We start from the raw sequence: 21857 nt of genomic DNA, 5'->3' as shown, positions 1-21857 counted from the left end.
CATGGAAGTATTTTTAAATCCCGATGCTTGGATAGCGCTTTTAACTTTAACATTCTTAGAGATTGTTCTCGGAATTGACAACATCATTTTCATTTCAATTGTAACCGGAAAATTACCTGTTGAAAAACGCAAAAAAGCCACTCAAATTGGTTTGTTCTTGGCCATGTTTATGCGTATTGGTTTGTTATTCGGAATTACGCTTTTAATTGCCATGAAAAAACCATTATTCAGTTTTGATTGGGGTTGGTTTAGCGCTAATTTCACCGGTCAAGCCTTGATTTTATTACTTGGTGGTATTTTCCTGATTTACAAAAGCACCAAAGAAATCCACGAAAAAGTAGACCACAAAGGCGAAGAGGAAAAAGATTTAAAAACTTCAGCGGCCAAGTCATTCAGTAACGTAATTGTACAAATTCTGTTAATTGATTTGATCTTCTCTGTCGACAGTATTTTAACCGCTGTAGGAATGACCAACGGTGTCGAAGGTGCTTTGATTATTATGGTTACAGCTGTAGTAATATCCGTTGGAGTCATGATGCTTTTTGCCGTTCCGGTGGGAAATTTTGTGAATGCCAATCCGTCGATTCAAGTATTAGGTTTGGCTTTTTTAATCCTAATCGGATTCATGTTAATCACTGAAAGCATGCACTTGTCTGACGCTTCATTGGCCGGACAACACGTTGGCGTGGTGCCAAAAGGCTATTTGTATTTTGCCATTGCGTTCTCGTTAGCAGTGGAATTCATCAATATGAAAATGCGCAAAAAGAAACACTAATATAAAAATTGAGAGCGAAAGGCTTGGGATTTACCGGTTATAGCATTTAGCTCCGCTGAATCTTCGATTTCCCGATTTAAGTTACAATAAAAAACTCCCAAGTCATTGGGAGTTTTTCTATTAAGATGTGTTCTTATTTTATAACTATTTGATTTAATTCCCTAACGCTATTCCGGTCACATTCATTTCAACCGGTACTGTTCCTGTTACAACAAAATCATCATTATAATTTCTATAATTTCCGTTATATTGAATGGTGTATGAATTATTACCATTATCAATTATAGTGATTGTAGCTGCTGTTGTTGGGTTGTTTGCAGAATTTAAAATTTGTTGGGTCGCAATATTTACAACCTGAAGAGATGATGTCCATCCTAAACAACCTCTATTGTTTGTTTGAATAAATGTTTCAATATCATCTGAACTAGCATCATCAGTATCATAAATAGTATAAGTCCCACTGATACTTTCGGTTGGTTTTCTAAATAAATCGAAACTTACACTTGCCGTTTTAGATGTTCCCATAAGTCCGGTTACCGTAAAACTTGACCTTTTCATGTTTTGAGAAATTAAATCCTGATTTAATAAAATAATTCCGCCAGAAGGTTGCATAGTGAAAGTTTCATTGTTGACTTTAAAAGTGTTACCACCTGAGGATGAACTATCATCACTACTACAGGAAAAAAGAAATACTGCAAATGATAAAAATAAAATAGATTTTGTTAATTGCTTCATAATAGTTTTGTTTTTAATTATTTTTCTTTCAAATATATATTTATTTATAGCAAAAAAATAATAAATTTTATTTTACATGTATTACTATCAATAATAAGATTTAAATAGTTACTCCAACGACAAGGTTATCTGTCCGTCATCATCCGTTTCCGTTTGAATGTCATCACTAACATTGTCTTCTCCAGTTACTTCTACATCTTCAGGTTGCACTTCTTCAGGTTCTTCAAAAGGCAATGGTTCGAGTAAATTGACTTGTTTCAATTTGTCTGCGGTTAATTGATTACCAATCGCCTTAATTCCTTTAACTGAAATAAATTGTTCCAAATCAACCGTAATCGTGTCTTTTTGCACGCCTTTGACTTTGGCAAAAACAATTTCTGCCATAGGTCGCCAATCCGTGGAAACGATTTCTAATTGCGATTTTTCGTGTTCCGTGATAAAGGTTTCTTCTTTGTTTTCATTTTCGACTAAGAATCGTTTTACGAAGTAACGCTCTTTTTCTCCATCGTAATAAATGGTCGAAATTGGTTTCTTCGGATGCCATTTTTCCAAAACAATCATGTCTTCATCAAAATGCGTAGTCAACTCAGGAACAATAGTTTTCAGTTTCCCGGATTGGTTGATGATTAACAAACGGTCATTGGGTCTAAATTCACCCAACAACTCGCCTCTTCCATCTACATTCAATCTTTGAACCGTATCGTCAAACCACACTTTTCGCGGACGCAAGGTAGAAATACCTTTTTCTTTGAGTTCGATTTTCTTAATCGGATATTTGGTTACGGTATTTCCGCGAGATGCTCTTCCTTTGATGGCGATATCAGAGAAATCTACATCCCATTTTAGTTTTTTCACACTACCAATTTGGCGCAACAAAATCGTCACCGTTTCGGCTTCTCCATTCGGATTCGCTGAGAAATATAACACTTGCGAACCGGCTTTTTCTTGGGTCAAATCATAAAACTTATCACGAGTAACTCCGGACACGTTGAAACGCTTGATAAACGTTGAGCCATTCTTACCATCGCGGTACATCATATTGTAAATGGTGCGCTTGTCATTTTTATCAAAAACCGCAATATGAATGATATCTTTGCCCACGAATTTCTTGTCATCGACTTTGGCAATCATCATTTTTCCGTCGCGTAAGAATACAATAACGTCATCTATATCGGAACAATCGGCTACGTATTCGTCTTTCTTTAAGCCGGTACCAAAGAAACCTTCTTCTCTATTTACATAAAGTTTGGTATTTCTCAAAACTACTTTTGTCGCTTCAATCGTATCAAAACTTCTCAACTCGGTTTGGCGTTCGCGACCTTTGCCGTATTTGTCTTTTAGCTTTTGGAAGAAATCAACCGTATAATCAATGATATGATCTAAATGGTGTTTTACTTCTTCCATTTCAGCTTCCAACTTCGCAATCGCATCATCCGCTTTATCCGAATCGAAACGCGTGATACGAATCATTGGAATTTGCGTTAGCTTTTGCAAATCGTCATCATTGATTTCTCGCACAAAAGACTTCAAGAAAGGCTTAAATCGGTCATACATGTAAACGTAAAGCGATTCTCTGTCGGAGTACAATTTGAAGTCGATGTACATTTCTTCTCGAATGAAGATTTTCTCTAAAGTCGAGAAATGCCATTTGTTTTCGAGTTCGTCTAACTGAATCTCCAATTCGCGTTTGAGCAAATCAACCGTGCGATGTGTGGAAATCTTCAACATATCTGAAACACCGATGAACAACGGTTTGTGGTTTTCAATCACACAACCTAACGGCGCAACAGAAGTTTCACAAGCCGTAAATGCATAAAGTGCATCAATGGTTTTATCAGGAGAAACGCCCGGCGGAAGATGAATTAGAATCTCAACTTCTGCAGCGGTGTTGTCTTCTATTTTTTTGACTTTAATTTTTCCTTTTTCGTTGGCTTTCAGAATACTATCAATCAGAGTTGAAGTATTAGTTGAAAACGGAATTTGGGTAATGACCAACGTTTGTTTGTCGAGTTGACCAATTTTGGCACGCACACGAACACGTCCGCCGCGCAAACCGTCATTGTAATTGGAAACATCAGCAATACCGGCGGTTGGAAAATCGGGGAAAAGTGTAAAAGGTTTGTTCTTTAAAACTTTAATCGAACAATCTATCAGTTCGTTAAAATTGTGTGGTAACACTTTAGTCGATAAACCTACAGCAATTCCTTCGGCACCTTGAGCTAACAATAAAGGAAATTTTACCGGAAGGTTAATCGGTTCGGCACGTCGACCATCGTATGACATTCCCCATTGGGTGATTTTTGGGGAATATAAAACGTCGTGGCCAAACTTAGAAATACGCGCTTCAATATAACGCGAAGCCGCAGCGCTGTCACCGGTTAGGATATTTCCCCAGTTTCCTTGCATGTCGATAATCAAATCCTTTTGCCCGATTTGCACCATCGCATCACCAATACTCGCATCTCCGTGTGGATGATACTGCATAGTGTGTCCAACAATGTTCGCCACTTTGTTGTAACGACCATCATCCAACTCTTTCATCGAATGCATGATACGGCGTTGCACCGGTTTGAATCCGTCTTCAATCGCAGGAACGGCACGCTCGAGAATTACATAGGAAGCATAATCCAAAAACCAATCTTTGTACATTCCTGTAACTTTGGTAATGGTGTCTTCCGGGTTTTCATCGTTTTCGTAGAAATGGTTGCCGCCTGAAGATTTGATGTCTTCAAAGCCTTCTTCCATTCCTTCATCGCTTGAAGATTCGTTCAACTCGTCGTTGTTCTCGTCTTCGTTGGGGATGATATCGTCTTCTTCTTCGTCTTTCATATAAAAAGTTGCTGAGATGCTGAGTTGCTGAGTGACTAAGTTTGAATAGTAAATACTCAGCGACTTAGGTACTCAGAAACTCAGTTACTTCTTTAATTTATTATTTTTCCACCACATCCAATTCCACTTTCAAATTATTGATAATGAAAATCTGTCTGTCTGGTGTGTTTTTACCCATATAAAATTCGAGTAACGTTTCAATCGATGTGGCTTTGTCTAACATGACCGGATCCAATCGGATATCTTGTCCGATAAAATGTTTGAACTCATCGGGTGAAATTTCTCCTAATCCTTTGAATCGAGTGATTTCCGGTTTGGGTTTTAGTTTTTCTATCGCGTTTACTCTTTCTTCTTCGCTGTAACAATAGATGGTTTCTTTTTTATTTCGCACACGGAATAATGGCGTTTGCAAAATGTATAAATGACCGTCTTTAATCAACTCAGGGAAAAATTGCAAAAAGAATGTGATTAGCAACAAACGAATGTGCATTCCATCGACATCGGCATCGGTGGCGATTACGATATTGTTGTAACGCAAATCGCCCATATCTTCTTCGATGTCTAAAGCCGCTTGGAGCAAGTTGAATTCTTCGTTTTCGTAAACAATCTTTTTGGTCATGCCATACGAATTCAAAGGTTTACCACGCAAACTAAATACCGCTTGTGTATTCACATCGCGCGATTTGGTAATTGAACCCGAAGCCGAATCACCTTCCGTGATGAAAAGCGTGCTTTCTAAACTTCTTGGGTTTTTGGCATCGGTTAAATGGACACGACAATCGCGTAGTTTTTTATTGTGCAAACTCGCTTTTTTGGCTCTGTCTTTGGCCAACTTACGAATTCCGGATAACTCTTTGCGTTCTCTTTCCGCTTGAAGAATCTTGCGCAATAACAAATCGGCTACTTCCGGGTTTTTGTGTAAAAAATTATCGAGTTTGGTTTTGATAAAATCGTTTACGAAAGTACGCACCGATGGACCTTTCGGACCAATATCGGTTGAACCCAATTTGGTTTTGGTCTGTGATTCAAAAACCGGTTCTTCTACTTTAACCGCAATGGCAGAAACAATGGATTTACGAATATCTGACGCTTCAAAAGGTTTGTTGTAAAACTCTTTGATGGTTTTGACAATCGCTTCACGGAAAGCACCTAAATGCGTTCCTCCTTGCGTAGTGTTTTGACCATTGACAAACGAATGGTATTCTTCTGAGTATTGCGATTTACTGTGCGTTAAAGCAATTTCAATATCATCGCCTTCCAGATGAATTACCGGATATTGCATGTCTTCTTCCGAAATGGTTTCTTCGAGTAAATCTTTTAGTCCGTATTCGGACACGTATTTTTCACCGTTATAATAAATCGTTAAACCACGATTTAAGTAACAGTAGTTTTTGAGCATCTTAATGACATACTCATTTCGGTATTTGTAATTTTTGAAAATGGTTTCATCGGCTACGAAAGACACTTTGGTTCCTCGTCTTTTAGTTGATTCTACCAAGTCTTCTTCGATGGTTAAATTTCCGGCTGAGAATTCGGCGGCTTTTTGTTGGTTGTCCCGAACCGATTCCACACGGAAATAATTCGACAAAGCATTAACAGCTTTGGTACCTACTCCATTTAAACCTACGGATTTCTTAAACGCTTTGGAATCGTATTTTCCACCGGTATTCATTTTGGAAACCACATCAACGACTTTCCCCAGCGGAATTCCACGACCGTAATCGCGAACGGTTACCAGTTTGTCTTTGATAGTCACTTCAATGACTTTTCCGGCGCCCATAACGAACTCATCGATACAGTTGTCGATGGTTTCTTTTAGTAAAATATAAATACCATCATCGGGCGAAGAACCATCACCGAGTTTCCCGATATACATTCCGGGACGCATTCGGATGTGCTCTTTCCAATCGAGGGAACGAATATTATCTTCGGTATATTGATTTTGTTCTGACATTTTAAAAACTAACGATTTTAACTGCGTTCAATTCGCCCGTTGCCATGCAACGACCTCGGGTGTGCTAATATAGTGGAATTAGCGTGATTTTAGAAATGATATTTATCAAAGTTATTAAGAATGATATTGACAAAAATAGGCATAAGCATAAGCCAAAAGGCAATAGTTTAGAGTTGTTTAATTAGATGATTTTCCTTATCGTAGAAATGTCAGTTGGTGTCATAAAAAAACCGAAAGTATTAACTTCCGGTTTTTTACTATTGCCTTTTGGCTTATGCCTAATAACTAACTAAACGTTAAAACGGAAATGCATCACATCACCGTCTTTTACGATGTATTCCTTACCTTCTACTTTGAATTTTCCGGCTTCTTTTGCTTTGGCTTCTGAACCGTAAAGTACATAATCCTCATAGGAAATCACTTCCGCACGGATGAATCCTTTTTCAAAATCGGTGTGAATAACTCCGGCAGCTTTTGGCGCAGTATCTCCGATGTTGATGGTCCAAGCTCGAACTTCTTTAACTCCGGCTGTGAAATAAGTTTGTTGCTTCAATAATTTATAAGCGGCGCGAATTAAAACAGCTGAACCCGGTTCGGTTAACCCTAAATCTTCTAAGAACATTTGACGTTCTTCGTAGGTTTCTAATTCGGTGATATCAGCTTCGGTGCCAACGGCTAAAACAATTACTTCTGCATTTTCGTCTTTTACCAATTCTCGAACTTGGTCAACATATTTGTTACCGGTTGCGGCCGATTCTTCATCAACGTTACAAACGTATAAAACCGGTTTGGTAGTAATTAATTGGAAATCTTCCATTAATACTTCTTCGTCGGCGTTTTGAGGCAAAACGGTTCTTGCTGATTTAGCTTGTAGTAAAGCTTCTCTGATTCTATCAAGGAAAGCTTTTTCAACTTGGGCTTCTTTGTTTCCGGTTTTGGCGGCGCGGTTTACTTTTTCCAAACGTTTTTCAACGGTTTCTAGGTCTTTTAACTGCAATTCGATATCGATGGTTTCTTTGTCGCGAATTGGGTTAACATTCCCATCAACGTGAACGATGTTGTCATTGTCAAAACAACGCAAAACGTGTATGATAGCGTTACACTCTCTGATGTTGGCCAAAAATTGATTTCCTAAACCTTCGCCTTTGCTTGCTCCTTTTACCAATCCGGCGATATCAACGATATCCACAGTAGCCATTTGAACGCGTTCCGGTTTTACCAATTCTTCTAATTTATTGATTCTTGGGTCAGGAACGTTTACGACTCCGATGTTAGGTTCGATAGTACAAAACGGAAAGTTCGCGCTTTGTGCTTTGGCATTCGATAAACAATTAAATAAGGTTGATTTTCCAACGTTTGGTAATCCTACAATTCCTGCTTTCATATCTCTTTGATATTGTTTTATTGGTGATATGGAACGCTAAGGCGTTTCATCTTAAAGTTTTGTTATAAAAAGTGTGCAAATATAACGTAATAAAACCAAGTAACAAAGCAGAAGAAAAAGCAAAAAAATTGAAGTTAATTACCCCTATCTTGTAATTGATTGATAATGGCTTGCTCTTCTTCAGTTGTAGCCAACCCGGAAATATCCCAATAAGTAGAAAGTATGGTGTTTTTCTTGTTGTAGAGTGTTTTGTCTTTAAAGACTTCGCTATCTTTATAACTGTAATTTTGGGTACTGAAATTAGTCGTCACAAAGTAATTTCTGACTTCAATATCTGTAGTTTTATTTTTGTCAACTCTTTCAAAACCAATTTCTTCTTTTGAGCTAACTAAATAATAATTTTCACCGTCTAATCGATAAATAGTTTTGAATAACGATTTGTAAATATTCTTAGAACCAACCGCTTTTTTTTCTTTTATATTTGCAATGGTGGTCGGAGAAACCACAGTACTTACTTCGATAATGATTTTCTTTTTCCAATCGTATATAATGCTAAAATCATCGCGCAAATCGTTGTTATTATCCAAAGGCGTTACAATCATTACATTGTAATCATTATTGGCAGAATAGCCTTTGATGATAAAATCATATTTTTTTTTTGCGCCAACATCCAATATCGGATTCAAGTATTTGAAATTGTAATAATTCTGCATGATATCATTGAGGTTATACCCCAAAACATCTGAATTTATTTGGTCATACACCAATCCGAATGACCTATTTTGCTCTACTAAAATATTGCTTTTAAAGTTCTTTTCTTTACCAAACAATTGAAAATTCATTAAACCATCATTGTAATAAGTATAATGTCCGTCCATTTTAAAGAATTCTCGCGAATAGACTTTTAAACGCGCCGGAACAGTCAGTTTTTTGACAGAGTTTGTTACTATGCTTTTCAATATTTTCTGCGGATGCTGTTTGGTTACAATAATTTCATCTAAATCATTGATATTGCTTTTCAAGTAAATGGTATTGTCTGTCTTTTGCAAAGCCGAAGAACGCACTGTTACTTTTACGTATGAAGAATGAGTAACCTGAATGTTTGAAGAACCATTTAAGACAAAAGTCACTTTACCTTCAGCATTACTAAGCAAAGTTTGTTTAGTTTTTATGATAAAAACCGTAACGTCTTCCAGTGGAAGATTGGTTGCTACATCTTTTAATATCAATGTTTTTTCAACAGATTGAGCACAAATAGAAACATTAAAAGTCAATAAAAACAGAAGTAAAAGTTGTTTCATCAATAGACCAGGTTTAAACAAATTTAATAAAATTTTCGGCTTAATTATAAATAAGAAGGATTGTTAGTTAATTTGTTGAAATGGTTTTACTTCAATTGTTAATATGATATTAAAAAAATATTATATTGCGTTGAATTAACACTAACCAACCAACTTTATGAAAAAAATTACACTCTTGTTATTTTCATTACAATTTGGGTACATCGCTGCTCAAGACAATCCAACGCAAAAAGACTCAACAAAAGCCAACGAACTGCAAGAAATTAAAATTGTAGGTTCCAGAAACACCAAGCGAACAGTGGTGAATTCGGCTGTGCCTATTGACATCATTGATGTAAAAACCGTAACAACCCAAAGCGGAAAATTAGAAATCAATGAATTATTGCAATACGTTGCCCCTTCTTTCAATGCTAACAAGCAGTCGGGCTCGGATGGTTCTGACCACGTTGATCCGGCTACTTTGAGAGGTATGGGACCAGATCAGACATTGGTTTTAATTAATGGTAAAAGAAGACACCAATCTTCGTTAATTAACTTATTCGGAACAAGAGGTCGCGGGAATACCGGTACCGATTTGAATGCGATTCCGGCTAGTGCCATTAAGAGAATTGAGATTCTTCGTGATGGTGCGGCGGCACAATATGGTTCCGATGCTATTGCGGGAGTTATCAATATTGTTTTGAATGACAATGTAAATGAGCTCACCGGTACTGTAACTTATGGTGTTTATGACGCTAATGCCGATGGTGACTTTTTACCGGGAACACCTAATACACCGGGTAACTTTTTAGATGAGAACAGTAACGGAAACACCCTTGGAGAAGACAGAAACTTCGATGGGAATTCTATGAAAGTCGCTGCCAATTATGGTTTTAAACTCGGGAAGAAAGGTGGTTTTGCCAATTTTACTACGGAGTATTTTTCAAAAGACAAAACCCTTCGTCCTGGTTATGATTTCAGAAAAGGTTTTGGTGAAGCCGAAATTAAAAGCTTAAACTTCATGTTAAATTTAGAAATGCCGGTTACAGATCGTATTAAGTTTTATGCTTTTGGCGGAAGAAACGATAGAAATACCGATGCTTATGCCTTTACCAGAAATGGTGGTGAAAGAGTTGTAGAAGCTATATATCCTGGAGGATTTACCCCAAGAATTACTTCGAAAATTGTGGACAATTCAATTGCCGCAGGCTTCAAAACAGAAACGGCAAGTGGATGGAAAATTGATTTGAGCAATGCCTACGGAAACAATAATTTTGACTATACGATAAAAGGTACTTTGAATGCCAGTTTGGAAGAAGCATCACCAACGTCTTTTGATGCGGGTGGATTTAGTTTAAGTCAAAACACTACCAATCTTGATTTTTCTAAAAATTTCAATGTATTGAATGGGTTGAACTTTGCTTTTGGAGCAGAATACCGATTAGAGCGATACAAAATTGCTGCCGGTGAAGTAGGTTCTTGGGCTACTTACGATACCAATGGAGTACCAATTACCAATCCGTTAACGCAAACAGCGCCAATTGACCCGATTTCAGGCGAACCAAGACCCGGAGGATCTCAAGGTTTTCCTGGTTTTAGTCCGAGAAACGTGGTTGATGAAGGCAGAGATAGCCAAGCTATTTATGTTGATACCGAATTAGATGTATCTGATGAGTTTTTAATCAGTGCGGCCCTTCGTTATGAAAATTACAGTGACTTTGGAAATACTTTAAATTTAAAATATGCTTACCGTTATAAACTGACTGACAAAATTAGTGTAAGAGGTTCATGGAGCACAGGATTCAGAGCACCTTCCTTGGCGCAAATTTATTTCAACACCAATTTTACCAATTTCAACGCAAGCGGTGCCACAGAAGTATTACTTGCGGCTAATGGCAGCGCTGTTACTGAAGGTTTTGGAATCGAAAAATTAAAAGAAGAGAAATCATATAATGCTTCGTTTGGCGTAACCGGAAGATTTGGTAATGTAACAGCAACGGTAGATGGTTATTTAATTAATGTAAAAGACAGAATTGTATTAACCGGATATTTTGATGCCACTGCTTTAAATCTCAATGTAGATGCGGCCCAATTCTTCGTGAATGGGGTTGATACTAAGACTATGGGGGTTGACTTTATTTTAGGCTGGAAAAAAGATTTTGGCGGTTCTAAACTGGGCGCCACTTTTGTTGGTAATGTCAATAATATGAAAGTTACCAATGTTAAAAATAATGGCTTAGACCAAGAAACTTTTTTCGGGGAAAGAGAAATCGCATTCTTAAGAGCTTCTGCGCCTAATAGTAAATTAGGTTTTAACGTAAGCTACGAAAGAAAATGGTTAGATGCCGGATTGAATTTTACCAGATTCAGTGAAGTAGTTTTGGTTGATTATGCCGGAGAAGATGATGTTTATACTCCAAAAATAGTAACCGATTTGACCTTTGGATTCAAATTAACTAAAAACTTCAAATTAAGCATTGGAAGTAATAACTTATTCAATATTTATCCGGACCAACAAGACGAGCAAGGCAATACGGAAGCCGGAGGTTATTGGGATGCCGTACAAATGGGATTCAGCGGCGCTTACTACTACAGCCGTCTAGGTTTTACCTTCTAAACTAAATCAACTGTTACAAAAAATCCTGAGGCTTCACTCAGGATTTTTTTTTGTGATCATCCTATAACATTTAAACAGAATTGTATAACAGTTAAGACTTGAGTCAGACGTAAATTTGTATTATATAAATCTCTAAAATAAATTATGATGAAGACCTTATTTATAAGTATGATTGCTTTGCTTTTGTCTATCACTAATCAAGCACAAAATACAAACAAAAAAACAGAAGTTAAAACCACTACAACTACCGTCAAAGATTCGGAAGGAGTTAAAAAAATTGTCAAAACGGAAGAAACTAAAGAAGTTCAAAAAATTAAATTAGAACAAGAAAAAACCAATACTTTAAATATCCCAACTAAACCAAGTCAGGTTGATGTAACTACAAAAACACAAATTACTGTTGATGGTGTAACCAAGTATGTTGATGTTGACCGTTCTGCCTATTACACTTATAACGGACAAAAATACCAAGTTGCTGTTGACAATAGCGGTTATACCATGACACTACCTGATGTAGAGGAAAAAACGATTTTAAGAAGAACTTCCAATAACAATTATATTTTTAAAAACAAGAACAAACTCTCTGTTGGTTATTTCGACACCGAAGGAAACCTAGTGGTAGAAACCTATGACGAAAAAACAGACACAGTGGTTCTTGAAAAATATATTGTTGTGAAGCCTTGATATATTTCATGTTTTGTTAGAGAAGCCCGGGCTAAATGCTTGGGCTTTTTTTTGTAAAAACAGTGGTATAAAAAAACCTCAAAAATTGAGGTTTAATTTATTATTCATTGTGTAAAAACGATTGTCGATTGAGCAACGTTTCTTCACTTTCAACATGATTGTCATCCGGTACGCAACAATCAACCGGACAAACAGCCGCACATTGAGGTTCGTCATGAAAACCTTTACATTCTGTACATTTTCCCGGAACTATATAGTAGATATCATCAGACAAAGGAGTTTGTGCCGCATCTGAGTCAACCTCAGTCCCATCAGGCAAAATTACTTTACCTCGTAATTTAGTTCCGTCTTTATAACGCCAATCATCAGCACCTTCGTAAATAGCTGTATTTGGACATTCCGGTTCACATGCACCACAGTTGATACATTCGTCAGTTATTATGATTGCCATAGCTAATTTTTAATTAATTTTGTGCAAAATTACAATCAAAACCATTCATAAACAAGCTACTGATGTTACAAATCGAGAAAAAAAAATGTTTTATCGAATTAGGGAAGTTTTTAAGCCAATTCTCTTTGGAACAAAACAGTAAAAATGAAGCGGTTCTTCACAATGAATTGTTCTTCGATAGCTTTATCGACTTGATTCAATTGTCGCAATCACACAATGGTTGGTTTACGCCTGAGCAAGTTTATCATTCGGTGCAATCTTGGGCGAAAGCTTTACAGGAAGACAACCTGAACCAATGGCTTTCTAAGTATGATTTCTCAAAAGTACAGCCTAAAACCGTCGGTTTAATTCTCGCCGGAAATATTCCGTTGGTAGGTTTTCACGATTTTCTTTCCGTATTAATTTCAGGGCATAAAGTTTTGATAAAGACTTCTTCGAATGACCAACAACTGATCAAGTTTTTGGCCAAATATTTAATTGCTGTCAATCCCGAAATTGAAAACTATATCACCTTTACTGATGGCAAGCTGGAGAACTTTGATTCCGTAATTGCCACCGGAAGCAACAATACAGCTCGTTATTTTGAATTCTATTTTAAAGACAAACCGAGTATCATCCGCAAAAACAGAAATTCTGTAGCGATTTTAACCGGAAATGAAAGTCAGGATGATTTAATGAAATTGGGTGAAGATATTTTTCGCTACTTCGGATTAGGTTGCCGAAATGTTTCCAAATTATTTGTCCCGAAAGGTTACGATTTTCAACCGTTCTTTCAAGCGATTTATGAATACAAAGACGTGATTTTCTACGAAAAATATTCTAACAATTACGACTACAACAAAGCCGTTTTCTTGATGAGTAACTTTAAGTTATTGGATAACGAGTTTTTGACTTTGAAAGAAGATAACAGCTACGCCTCGCCTATTTCTTCGGTGTTTTATGAATATTACGAAAACCTAGAAGATATTAAAAAGCAATTAGAAAATGATGCTGAGCAAATTCAATGCATTGTCTCTAAAAATGTTATTGAAAACAGTATACCGTTTGGTAAAACCCAACAGCCTGAACTTTGGGATTATGCGGATAATGTTGATACTTTGGATTTTTTATTGAAAATCTGATTGAAAGATTCCCAATAAATGTTATAAACTAAAACGTTTTCGTTAATAACATCGGCTTATTATTGTGGAATTCTAACCGCTTATTTTAGCCCTATTTCCGAAATTTGCACTTTAATTTTTTTTGAATACCACCATGAAAAAACACAATTACAGCGCCGGACCATGTATACTTCCGCAAGAAGTTTTTGAAAAATCTGCTCAAGCAGTTTTAAATTTCAACAACTCGGGCTTGTCCTTATTGGAAATGTCACACCGAAGCAAAGATTTCGTGGCGGTTATGGACGAAGTAAGAGCTTTGGTTTTAGAACTTTTAGGTTTGGAAGGCAAAGGTTACCAAGCTTTATTTTTACAAGGTGGCGCGAGTTTAGAGTTCCTGATGGTTCCTTATAACTTAATGAAAGTTGATGGCAAAGCCGCTTATTTAGATACCGGAACTTGGGCAAACAACGCTATTAAAGAAGCTAAGTTATTTGGTGAAACTGTAGTCGTTGCTTCTTCTAAAGAGCAAAACTACAATCATATCCCAACTGACTATACGATTCCTGCTGATGCAAATTATTTTCACTGCACGAGTAACAATACTATTTTTGGAACACAAATGAAATCATTCCCCAAAACTGATGTTCCGGTGGTTTGTGATATGAGTTCGGATATCTTTTCGCGCAGTTTAGACTTCTCTCAATTCGACTTAATTTATGCCGGAGCGCAGAAAAACATGGGTGCTGCCGGAGCAACTTTAGTTGTGGTGAAAGAAGAAATTCTTGGGAAATCAGGAAGAGTAATTCCGAGTATTTTAGATTATGAAAAACACATTAAGGCGGAAAGCATGTACAATACGCCTTCGGTTTTTGCGGTTTACACTTGTTTGTTGACTTTACAATGGTTAAAAAACCAAGGTGGTATCGCTGCCATTGAAAAAATCAACGAAGCCAAAGCCAATTTACTTTACAACGAAATCGACAGAAATCCGTTTTTCATTGGCACTGCGAATCCTGCTGACAGAAGTTTTATGAATGCCACTTTCCTATTGGTCAATCCGGAGCATCAAGAAACGTTTGACAAAATGTGGAAAGCAGCCGGAATTTCGGGATTACCCGGTCATCGATCTGTTGGTGGTTATAGAGCTTCAATGTACAATGCTTTGCCTTTGGAAAGCGTACAAGTTTTAGTTGATGTGATGAAAGAATTAGAAGTCGTTTACAGTAATCAGTCGCAGTTAGCAGAATAAAATTAGCCCCGATTGCAGTGGAAATCCTTTTTTTTCGTTTTCAAACGAGAAAAAAAGATTGGAACGGAAAGCGGGAAACAGCTCCTAAAAATAATTTAAAATTTAAAATTCACAATTTATAATAATGAAAGTATTAGCCAACGACGGAATTTCAAAAAGCGGCATTGAAGCTTTAGAAAAAGGTGGTTTTGAAGTGATTACAACCAAAGTAGCGCAAGAGCAAGTTGCCAATTATGTGAATGCCAATAACATTTCGGTGGTTTTGGTCCGCAGTGCGACTAAAGTTAGAAAAGACATTATTGATGCTTGTCCGGGATTAAAAATCATTGGTCGCGGTGGCGTTGGAATGGACAATATAGATGTGGATTATGCCCGAAGCAAAGGCATTCATGTGATTAACACACCGGCTTCTTCTTCGGAAAGTGTGGCCGAATTGGTTTTTGCACACCTGTTTACCGGCGTTAGATTTTTACATGATGCCAACAGAAATATGCCTTTGGAAGGCGATACCAACTTTGACGGGTTGAAAAAAGCCTATGCTAATGGAATCGAATTGCGTGGTAAAACTTTGGGGATTATTGGATTTGGCCGAATTGGTCAGGCTGTTGCTAAAATGGCTTTAGGTTTGGGGATGAAAGTAATTGCAGCCGATAAATTTGTGGACAAAGCGGAAGTAAAAGTTGATTTCTACAATGGACAGTTTATCAATGTGGAATTTGAAACTGAACCATTGGAAGATGTGATTAAACATTCTGATTTTATTACGCTTCACGTTCCGGCGCAAGAAGGTTATGTGATTGGAAAAGAAGAATTTGAATTGATGAAAGACGGCGTTGGTATTGTAAACTGTGCTCGTGGTGGTGTGATTGATGAAGTGGCTTTGGTAGAAGCTTTGGATAATGACAAAGTATTGTTTGCCGGTTTAGACGTTTTTGAAAACGAACCAACTCCGGAAATCCAAATCCTAATGCATACCAAGATTTCGTTAACGCCACATATTGGCGCGGCGACATTGGAAGCACAAGACCGAATTGGAACAGAATTGGCGGAACAAATTATTAGTCTCATGAAATCGGAGAAAGTTTAAATACTATAAAAATATTTTGAGCCACACTTTACAGTGTGGTTTTTTTTTTAACAAAATGAAAAGACTAATTCTGAGCTGTTTTACGTAATTTTATTAAAAATTAAAGCGATGAAAACTGTAATTTCTCTTTTGTTTATTTTTATGGTAATTGTTGGGTGTAACAGTACCAAAAATGTAGTTACAACGGACACAGTTTCTAAGATTTCTGATACGGTTAAAATTGCCAATGAAGAATTGGAATATGAAGTAATTATCATTGATCCCGGTTTCAGTTCTTGGATTGCGGGAAGAGCTCTGCCTCGCGGCTATTATTCAGAGGCTTATTTAGAAAATAAAAATCAGTTTTACGTCGCCGAATGGAACAATCGTGTTGCTCAACCTATGCAATATGATAGTAATTTGTATCTTTTCAGAATAGATTATGACCTTACTATTCGATATGGCTATGAAGTAAACTATTTGATTTACAATTATTTTATCTACTTTCAAAATCGGTATAACCAACGATTGGGCGGATTTGTTCCTAAACAATAATCCTTTATCTTTGCAGAAAATAATTTATGGCCAATTTTAAAGAACGTTGGAATATCAAATCAAACTGGCAAGTTTTTGTCATTCTCGTTGTATTTGCTGTGACCGGTTCTTCAGCGGCCTTACTTTCTAAGCCGGTTTTAGCCTTATTCGGCATTGTAAAAGGTGACGTTTCCAATTGGGTTTATTATCCATTATATATCATTCTCCTCTTTCCTATTTATCAAGTTCTATTAGTAAGCTTCGGATTTGTTTTTGGGCAGTTTACCTTCTTTTGGGCTTTTGAAAAAAAGATGTTGAAAAGCATGGGATTGGGTTTTATATTTCCGGATAAAAAAAATCCCGAGTGAATTAACACCCGGGACTTTTCACCAAAATACTCAATTTGCATTAACTAAAATTCTACTTTTCTTTATTGAGAAGATTAAAAAAATCATTCCTGTTTTCTTTTTCTTTAAATATCCCGCCATATTGTATGGTTGACGTGTAACTACTTTCATCTTGAATACCTCTACTTGAGACACAAAGATGCTTGGCTTCCATTACTACGATTACATCTTCGGTTTCTAAGACAGTTTTCAATTCGTTAAAAATTTGCATAATCAAACGCTCTTGAACTTGCGGACGACGAGAATAATAATCAACGATTCTATTCAATTTGGACAAGCCAATTACTTTGCCGCTGGAAACATAACCAATATGGGCTTTACCTATGATGGGTAAAAAATGATGTTCACAAGTAGAATTAAAACTAATATCAGCTTCCACCAACATTTTATCATAATGATAGGAATTGTCAAAAACCGAAAGTTTAGGCTTGTTGGCCGGATTTAATCCTGAAAATATTTCTTGAATAAACATCTTGGCAACACGATGTGGCGTTCCTTTTAGGCTGTCATCGGTCATGTCTAAACCCATTTCCTCCATAATGCAATGGAAATGCTTTTCGATGGCATCCATCTTTTGCTTATCTGACTTAATAAAGGCGTCGGGACGCAACGGTGTTTCTGCAGAAGTCATTTGATGATTGTCGCCTATCAATTCAAATAATTCTTTTTCAATGGGTGTGTTCATAAGAATTAATTTTGTTATTTTTTGTTTAACAAATGTAGTAAATAATTAAACAAAATAATTTTCTTAACATAACTTTATTACTTATTCAATCATAAAAAAAAATGATATGAAGTATTAAAAGAAAATACTTTGTTACTTTGTGAAAAATTCGATTGATGATTATTGCCAAAAACATTCACAAATACTACGATAGTTTACACGTTTTAAAAGGTGTTGATTTGCATATAAAGAAAGGGGAAATTGTTTCCATTGTTGGCGCTTCCGGTGCCGGAAAAACCACTTTACTGCAAATTCTGGGCACACTTGACAATGCTTCAAAATCAAATGACACTTCACTTGAGATAAATAGTGAAAACATCTTGAAAATGAATGACAAAGCTATATCTAAATTTAGAAATTCACATTTGGGTTTTATCTTTCAATTCCACCAATTGTTACCAGAATTTACCGCTTTGGAAAACGTTTGTATTCCGGCCTACATCGCAGGCAAAGAAAAGAAAGAAACCGAAGTTGAAGCCAAACGCCTACTCGATTATTTAGGCTTGGCAGAAAGAAGTCATCACAAACCTAATGAACTTTCCGGCGGTGAGCAACAACGGGTAGCAGTTGCCCGTGCTTTGATAAACAAACCTGCGGTAATTTTTGCCGATGAACCTTCCGGGAATTTGGATACCGCTTCGGCTGAAAATTTGCACCAATTATTTTTTAAACTAAGAGAAGAATTTGGACAAACCTTTGTCATTGTTACCCACAACGAAGAATTAGCCAATATGGCCGATAGAAAATTAGTCATGAAAGACGGCTTAATCGTTTGATGATATGGCACTTATTCTACTTAGTTGGCTGTATGTTTTTTTTACTTCAATTGCGGTTGGAATAGGGTTTTCAAAGCTTTTTCGAATTCAATCTTTAACTATTGTTAATGCCGGTATTCTTGGTTTATTTGGAGTTACTGTATTGGCGAGCTCTTGGGCGATATTTGGCCCGATAAATATTGGGTTTCACATTTTTCTACTGATAACTTCAATGGTTCTTGGGTTTTATTTTAAAGCCGATTTCAAAGAGATTATCAAAAGCTTTCGGATACAATTAACTTCCTTTTCAGTATTAATAAAAGCGCTTTTAAGTTTCAGCAGTGTTTTAATTTTGGCCCAAAGCGCTACTTTACCATTTATCGTTGACAATGAAACTTATTATATCCAAACCATCAAATGGTTGAACGAATTCGGATTTGTACCCGGTTTGGCGAATTTACACTTGTTTTTAGGACAAACTAGCGGTTGGCACATCACACAAAGCGTTTACTCGTTTTCATTTCGCTACGATAGCTTTAACGATTTGAATGGGTATGTATTTTTGCTTTGTAACTTTTGGGTATTTCAAAAGCTTCACTCCTATTTTACAAATGGAAAACGATTGGATTTGGTTTTTGGTTTATTGCCATTGACTTATGTTTTTATGTTCCAATTTGTAAGCGCTCCATCACCTGATTTGCCGGTTTATTTGATTGGATTTATAGTGTTTTCAATTTATTTGGATTCTCAAAAAGAGAATGTTTTAGAAAAGTTTAACCTCTTAACCGTTTTGGTGCTCTTTGCGGTTTATATCAAAATCACGGCTGTCGTACTATTGGTTTTACCTTTCATTCTTTTGATTAAAAACATAGGAGTATTGAGAAGCCAACTCGTTCCGATTCGGCTTTTGGGTGGATTGGTATTGTTTCTTTTTGCCATAAAAAACATCATACTGACCGGTTATCCATTTTATCCGTTGACCGTTTTGCCCTATTCAGGAGCTGATTATGTAGTGCCATTAGAAATCATAAATTATTTTTTCGGAGGAGAAATGATGCATTCGTTTTATATGGGTTTTGGAACTTTTGAAAAGGCTTCGTTTTTAGACTTCCTTAAGCAATATTTTTTGCACAACGGAATTGACAGTATTATTGGATTGACAACTGCATTCTTGTTGCTGATTTCACCTTTCTTAATTTCAAAATATTATCCAAAACAAAGGATTCGAGATGTTTACTTTGTTTTTATTGCCTTATTGATATTACTCGCTTTGAGTTCGCCACAATATCGCTTTTATGTCTATTTCACGATTTTCTTCGGGCTTATTTTTCTCTCGATTTTAATCACCAAAGAGAAACTTATCATGGGTTTACTTAGTTTGAGTCTGCTGTTAGTTGCTGTTTTGGTTTTTGTACCAATGTCATTCAGTGTTTTGACACAGAACAAATTATTAGCCGAAAACAATCCGTTTCAACTAGAGAGTGTCATTCATCCGAAACCAAACACAAAGGAGAAACTTGATTTTAATGAAGACTCAAAAGGAAATCTCAACTACTTTTCACCGGTCAATGTTGAACTCTTTTGGATAACCGGAAATGGTAATTTGCCTTGTGTGAACAAAGAGCAATTGGACTATTTTGAGACCAATTTCCATGTCATTCCGCAACTGCGTGGTCAAACTTTAAGCGAAGGTTTTTATGCCAAAAAAACGAAAACCAATGACTAAAGCTGAACTGAAAGAATTTCTAGATGAAAAGGTCGCGTTGTACAACAATCCGAAGTTTATCGAAAGCGACCCGATTCAGATTCCGCACCAATTTTCATTAAAAGAAGACATTGAAATTTCAGGCTTTCTGACAGCAACTATTGCTTGGGGCAACCGCAAGATGATCATCAACAATGCCAAACGCATGATGGATTTGATGGGTAATTCTCCTTATGATTTTGTGATGAACCACAAGGAATATCATTTGGATAATTTAGAACCTTTTGTGCACCGTACTTTCAACAGTACAGATTTCAAGACTTTTATTCTAGCCTTACAAAATCTCTATCAAAATCATGGTGGATTGGAAACCTTCTTTACCAATAACCAACAAGAATTATCCTTGCAACCGGCAATTTCGGCTTTCAAAAAACATTTCTTTGAAGTAGCTCATTTGCCACGAACGACCAAACATATTTCTGACCCAATGCAAGGATCGGCTGCGAAACGCATCAACATGTATTTGCGTTGGATGGTTCGCCAAGACAATAACGGCGTTGATTTTGGCCTTTGGAAAAATATTTCTGCTGCAGCACTTTCTTGTCCGTTGGACGTTCACTCCGGAAATGTTGCCCGAAAACTGGGATTGCTCACCCGAAAACAAAATGATGGTAAAGCTTTATTAGAATTAGACACAGCACTACGAAAACTAGACAAAACTGATCCTGTGAAATATGATTTTGCGTTGTTTGGCTTGGGTGTTTTTGAAGGGTTTTAATAGCTGAATAACCTAACCGACTTTTATTCTTTATTGATATCTTTAAAAAGCATCATTTTACCAATTTTAGAAGAAGCACCGGGATAAAATCCGGTTTCATTAGCAAAATCTTTTGGGTTTCGGAACGTACCAAATAGGATATCAAATAAAGGAAGATCGGAATAATTATAGGCATGAACTCCTTTTTCATGGTGAACAGAATGCGATTCCGGACGCTGGAAAATATACCCCATCCATTGAGGCGTTTTGATATTCGTATGTTGAATTACCGCTAAGAATGTGGCACCATAAATGGCGTAAATAGTAGCTTGCGCGGTAAAGCCAATCCATACCATCGCCAAACTTGTAAGGAAAGTAAAACCTATCATATCCAAGGGACTAAAGAAGAAAGTGCCATAAGTATCAACCCGTTCGGCACTATGATGCATTTGATGAAAAACCCGCCATAACAAGTTACTTTTGTGCATAGAACGATGCCAAACGTATATGCCGAGTTCATAAATGAGTAAGGCTAATAAAGCACCTGTGTAATCCCCTAAAAAAGTCAGGTCAATCATTTTGTATTTTGCAAAATAATCATTCCAAATCAACGGAAGATAAGAAGAAAGGAAAAAATAAATAACAAACACCGCAATACCTTTGATTTTCCAATACTTGACATGCGGTAAAGCTCTACCGGGAAATAATTCCTCTGCGATTAACAAACAAAGAAAGATGGCAATAACAATGAGTGATACAGGATCACTAACCACTTGAAATGGGGTCGGGAGATTGGATAATTTTTCGAGCATCTTGTTTATGTTTTAGATATTTATATTAAAAACTAAAAT

The 21857-nt window shown here is 36.6% G+C and carries 19 protein-coding genes; 11 read left to right on the top strand and 8 right to left on the bottom strand.

What is annotated here, in order from left to right; genetic code table 11:
- The first annotated feature begins 1 nt into the window (after position 1).
- Positions 2-775 (top strand): TerC family protein, encoded by a 774-nt coding sequence (locus tag ICG50_RS07735; RefSeq protein ID WP_187660337.1) that lies wholly within the window; start codon positions 2-4, stop codon positions 773-775.
- Positions 776-928: 153 nt separating this feature from the next.
- Here the strand turns inward: ICG50_RS07735 and ICG50_RS07730 are convergent, their stop codons facing one another.
- The 5 genes from ICG50_RS07730 to ICG50_RS07710 all read right to left on the bottom strand — a co-directional run bounded on the left by ICG50_RS07730 (position 929) and on the right by ICG50_RS07710 (position 8978).
- Positions 929-1510, bottom strand: coding sequence for a hypothetical protein (locus tag ICG50_RS07730; protein ID WP_187660336.1), 582 nt, complete (start codon positions 1508-1510; stop codon positions 929-931).
- Between the two features lie 108 nt (positions 1511-1618).
- A complete protein-coding gene (locus tag ICG50_RS07725; protein WP_187660335.1) occupies positions 1619-4339 on the bottom strand; it encodes a DNA gyrase/topoisomerase IV subunit A in 2721 nt (906 codons plus the stop codon).
- A 100-nt stretch (positions 4340-4439) separates the two neighbouring features.
- Entirely contained in the window at positions 4440-6293 is a 1854-nt protein-coding gene (locus tag ICG50_RS07720; protein ID WP_187660334.1) for a DNA topoisomerase IV subunit B, read from the bottom strand.
- Positions 6294-6582: 289 nt separating this feature from the next.
- Entirely contained in the window at positions 6583-7677 is a 1095-nt protein-coding gene (ychF, locus tag ICG50_RS07715; protein WP_187660333.1) for a redox-regulated ATPase YchF, read from the bottom strand.
- A 134-nt stretch (positions 7678-7811) separates the two neighbouring features.
- The gene (locus ICG50_RS07710) at positions 7812-8978 is read right to left on the bottom strand and encodes a peptidase associated/transthyretin-like domain-containing protein (RefSeq protein ID WP_187660332.1); all 1167 of its coding nucleotides are present in this window, start codon (positions 8976-8978) and stop codon (positions 7812-7814) included.
- A gap of 157 nt (positions 8979-9135) precedes the next feature.
- Between ICG50_RS07710 and ICG50_RS07705 the strand changes: the two genes are divergently transcribed.
- Together ICG50_RS07705 and ICG50_RS07700 are read left to right on the top strand one after the other, a co-directional pair.
- The gene (locus ICG50_RS07705; protein ID WP_187660331.1) at positions 9136-11574 is read left to right on the top strand and encodes a TonB-dependent receptor plug domain-containing protein; all 2439 of its coding nucleotides are present in this window, start codon (positions 9136-9138) and stop codon (positions 11572-11574) included.
- A gap of 147 nt (positions 11575-11721) precedes the next feature.
- Entirely contained in the window at positions 11722-12258 is a 537-nt protein-coding gene (locus ICG50_RS07700) for a hypothetical protein (protein WP_187660583.1), read from the top strand.
- Positions 12259-12358: 100 nt separating this feature from the next.
- Here the strand turns inward: ICG50_RS07700 and ICG50_RS07695 are convergent, their stop codons facing one another.
- On the bottom strand, positions 12359-12709 hold the full coding sequence (locus tag ICG50_RS07695; protein WP_187660330.1) for a 4Fe-4S dicluster domain-containing protein: 351 nt from the start codon (positions 12707-12709) through the stop codon (positions 12359-12361).
- A 62-nt stretch (positions 12710-12771) separates the two neighbouring features.
- Between ICG50_RS07695 and ICG50_RS07690 the strand changes: the two genes are divergently transcribed.
- The 5 genes from ICG50_RS07690 (at position 12772) to ICG50_RS07670 (ending at position 17026) form a co-directional block, all read left to right on the top strand.
- Positions 12772-13830 carry an acyl-CoA reductase gene (locus ICG50_RS07690; protein WP_187660329.1) on the top strand — a complete coding sequence of 353 codons (1059 nt, stop codon included), beginning with the start codon at positions 12772-12774 and terminating at the stop codon, positions 13828-13830.
- A 133-nt stretch (positions 13831-13963) separates the two neighbouring features.
- Positions 13964-15058 (top strand): 3-phosphoserine/phosphohydroxythreonine transaminase, encoded by a 1095-nt coding sequence (gene serC / locus ICG50_RS07685; RefSeq protein ID WP_187660328.1) that lies wholly within the window; start codon positions 13964-13966, stop codon positions 15056-15058.
- A 124-nt stretch (positions 15059-15182) separates the two neighbouring features.
- Positions 15183-16145 carry a D-2-hydroxyacid dehydrogenase gene (locus ICG50_RS07680; RefSeq protein WP_187660327.1) on the top strand — a complete coding sequence of 321 codons (963 nt, stop codon included), beginning with the start codon at positions 15183-15185 and terminating at the stop codon, positions 16143-16145.
- A gap of 108 nt (positions 16146-16253) precedes the next feature.
- The gene (locus ICG50_RS07675) at positions 16254-16679 is read left to right on the top strand and encodes a DUF6146 family protein (RefSeq protein WP_187660326.1); all 426 of its coding nucleotides are present in this window, start codon (positions 16254-16256) and stop codon (positions 16677-16679) included.
- 26 nt (positions 16680-16705) lie between these two features.
- On the top strand, positions 16706-17026 hold the full coding sequence (locus tag ICG50_RS07670; protein ID WP_187660325.1) for a DUF6787 family protein: 321 nt from the start codon (positions 16706-16708) through the stop codon (positions 17024-17026).
- Between the two features lie 52 nt (positions 17027-17078).
- Here ICG50_RS07670 and folE read toward each other — a convergent pair whose 3' ends face one another.
- The gene (gene folE, locus ICG50_RS07665) at positions 17079-17750 is read right to left on the bottom strand and encodes a GTP cyclohydrolase I FolE (protein WP_187660324.1); all 672 of its coding nucleotides are present in this window, start codon (positions 17748-17750) and stop codon (positions 17079-17081) included.
- A gap of 155 nt (positions 17751-17905) precedes the next feature.
- On the opposite strand from folE, the gene ICG50_RS07660 reads away from it, so the two are divergent.
- From ICG50_RS07660 to ICG50_RS07650, 3 genes are read left to right on the top strand one after another with little or no spacing between them, the layout of a single operon-like run.
- Positions 17906-18565, top strand: a complete 660-nt coding sequence (locus tag ICG50_RS07660; RefSeq protein WP_187660323.1) for an ABC transporter ATP-binding protein — start codon at positions 17906-17908, stop codon at positions 18563-18565.
- Positions 18566-18569: 4 nt separating this feature from the next.
- A complete protein-coding gene (locus ICG50_RS07655) occupies positions 18570-20270 on the top strand; it encodes a DUF8201 family protein (RefSeq protein WP_187660322.1) in 1701 nt (566 codons plus the stop codon).
- Positions 20263-21027, top strand: a complete 765-nt coding sequence (locus tag ICG50_RS07650; protein WP_187660321.1) for a TIGR02757 family protein — start codon at positions 20263-20265, stop codon at positions 21025-21027. The genes ICG50_RS07655 and ICG50_RS07650 overlap by 8 nt, the downstream gene beginning before the upstream one ends.
- Positions 21028-21050: 23 nt before the next feature.
- On the opposite strand, the gene ICG50_RS07645 is transcribed toward ICG50_RS07650, so the two are convergent.
- Complete coding sequence (locus tag ICG50_RS07645) at positions 21051-21818, bottom strand: sterol desaturase family protein (protein WP_187660320.1); 768 nt, start codon at positions 21816-21818, stop codon at positions 21051-21053.
- Positions 21819-21857 lie beyond the last annotated feature (39 nt).

The sequence above is a fragment of the Flavobacterium buctense genome, assembly GCF_014486695.1.
GTDB classification, from domain to species: Bacteria; Bacteroidota; Bacteroidia; order Flavobacteriales; family Flavobacteriaceae; genus Flavobacterium; species Flavobacterium buctense.
This window is presented reverse-complemented; position numbering and strand designations above follow the sequence as displayed.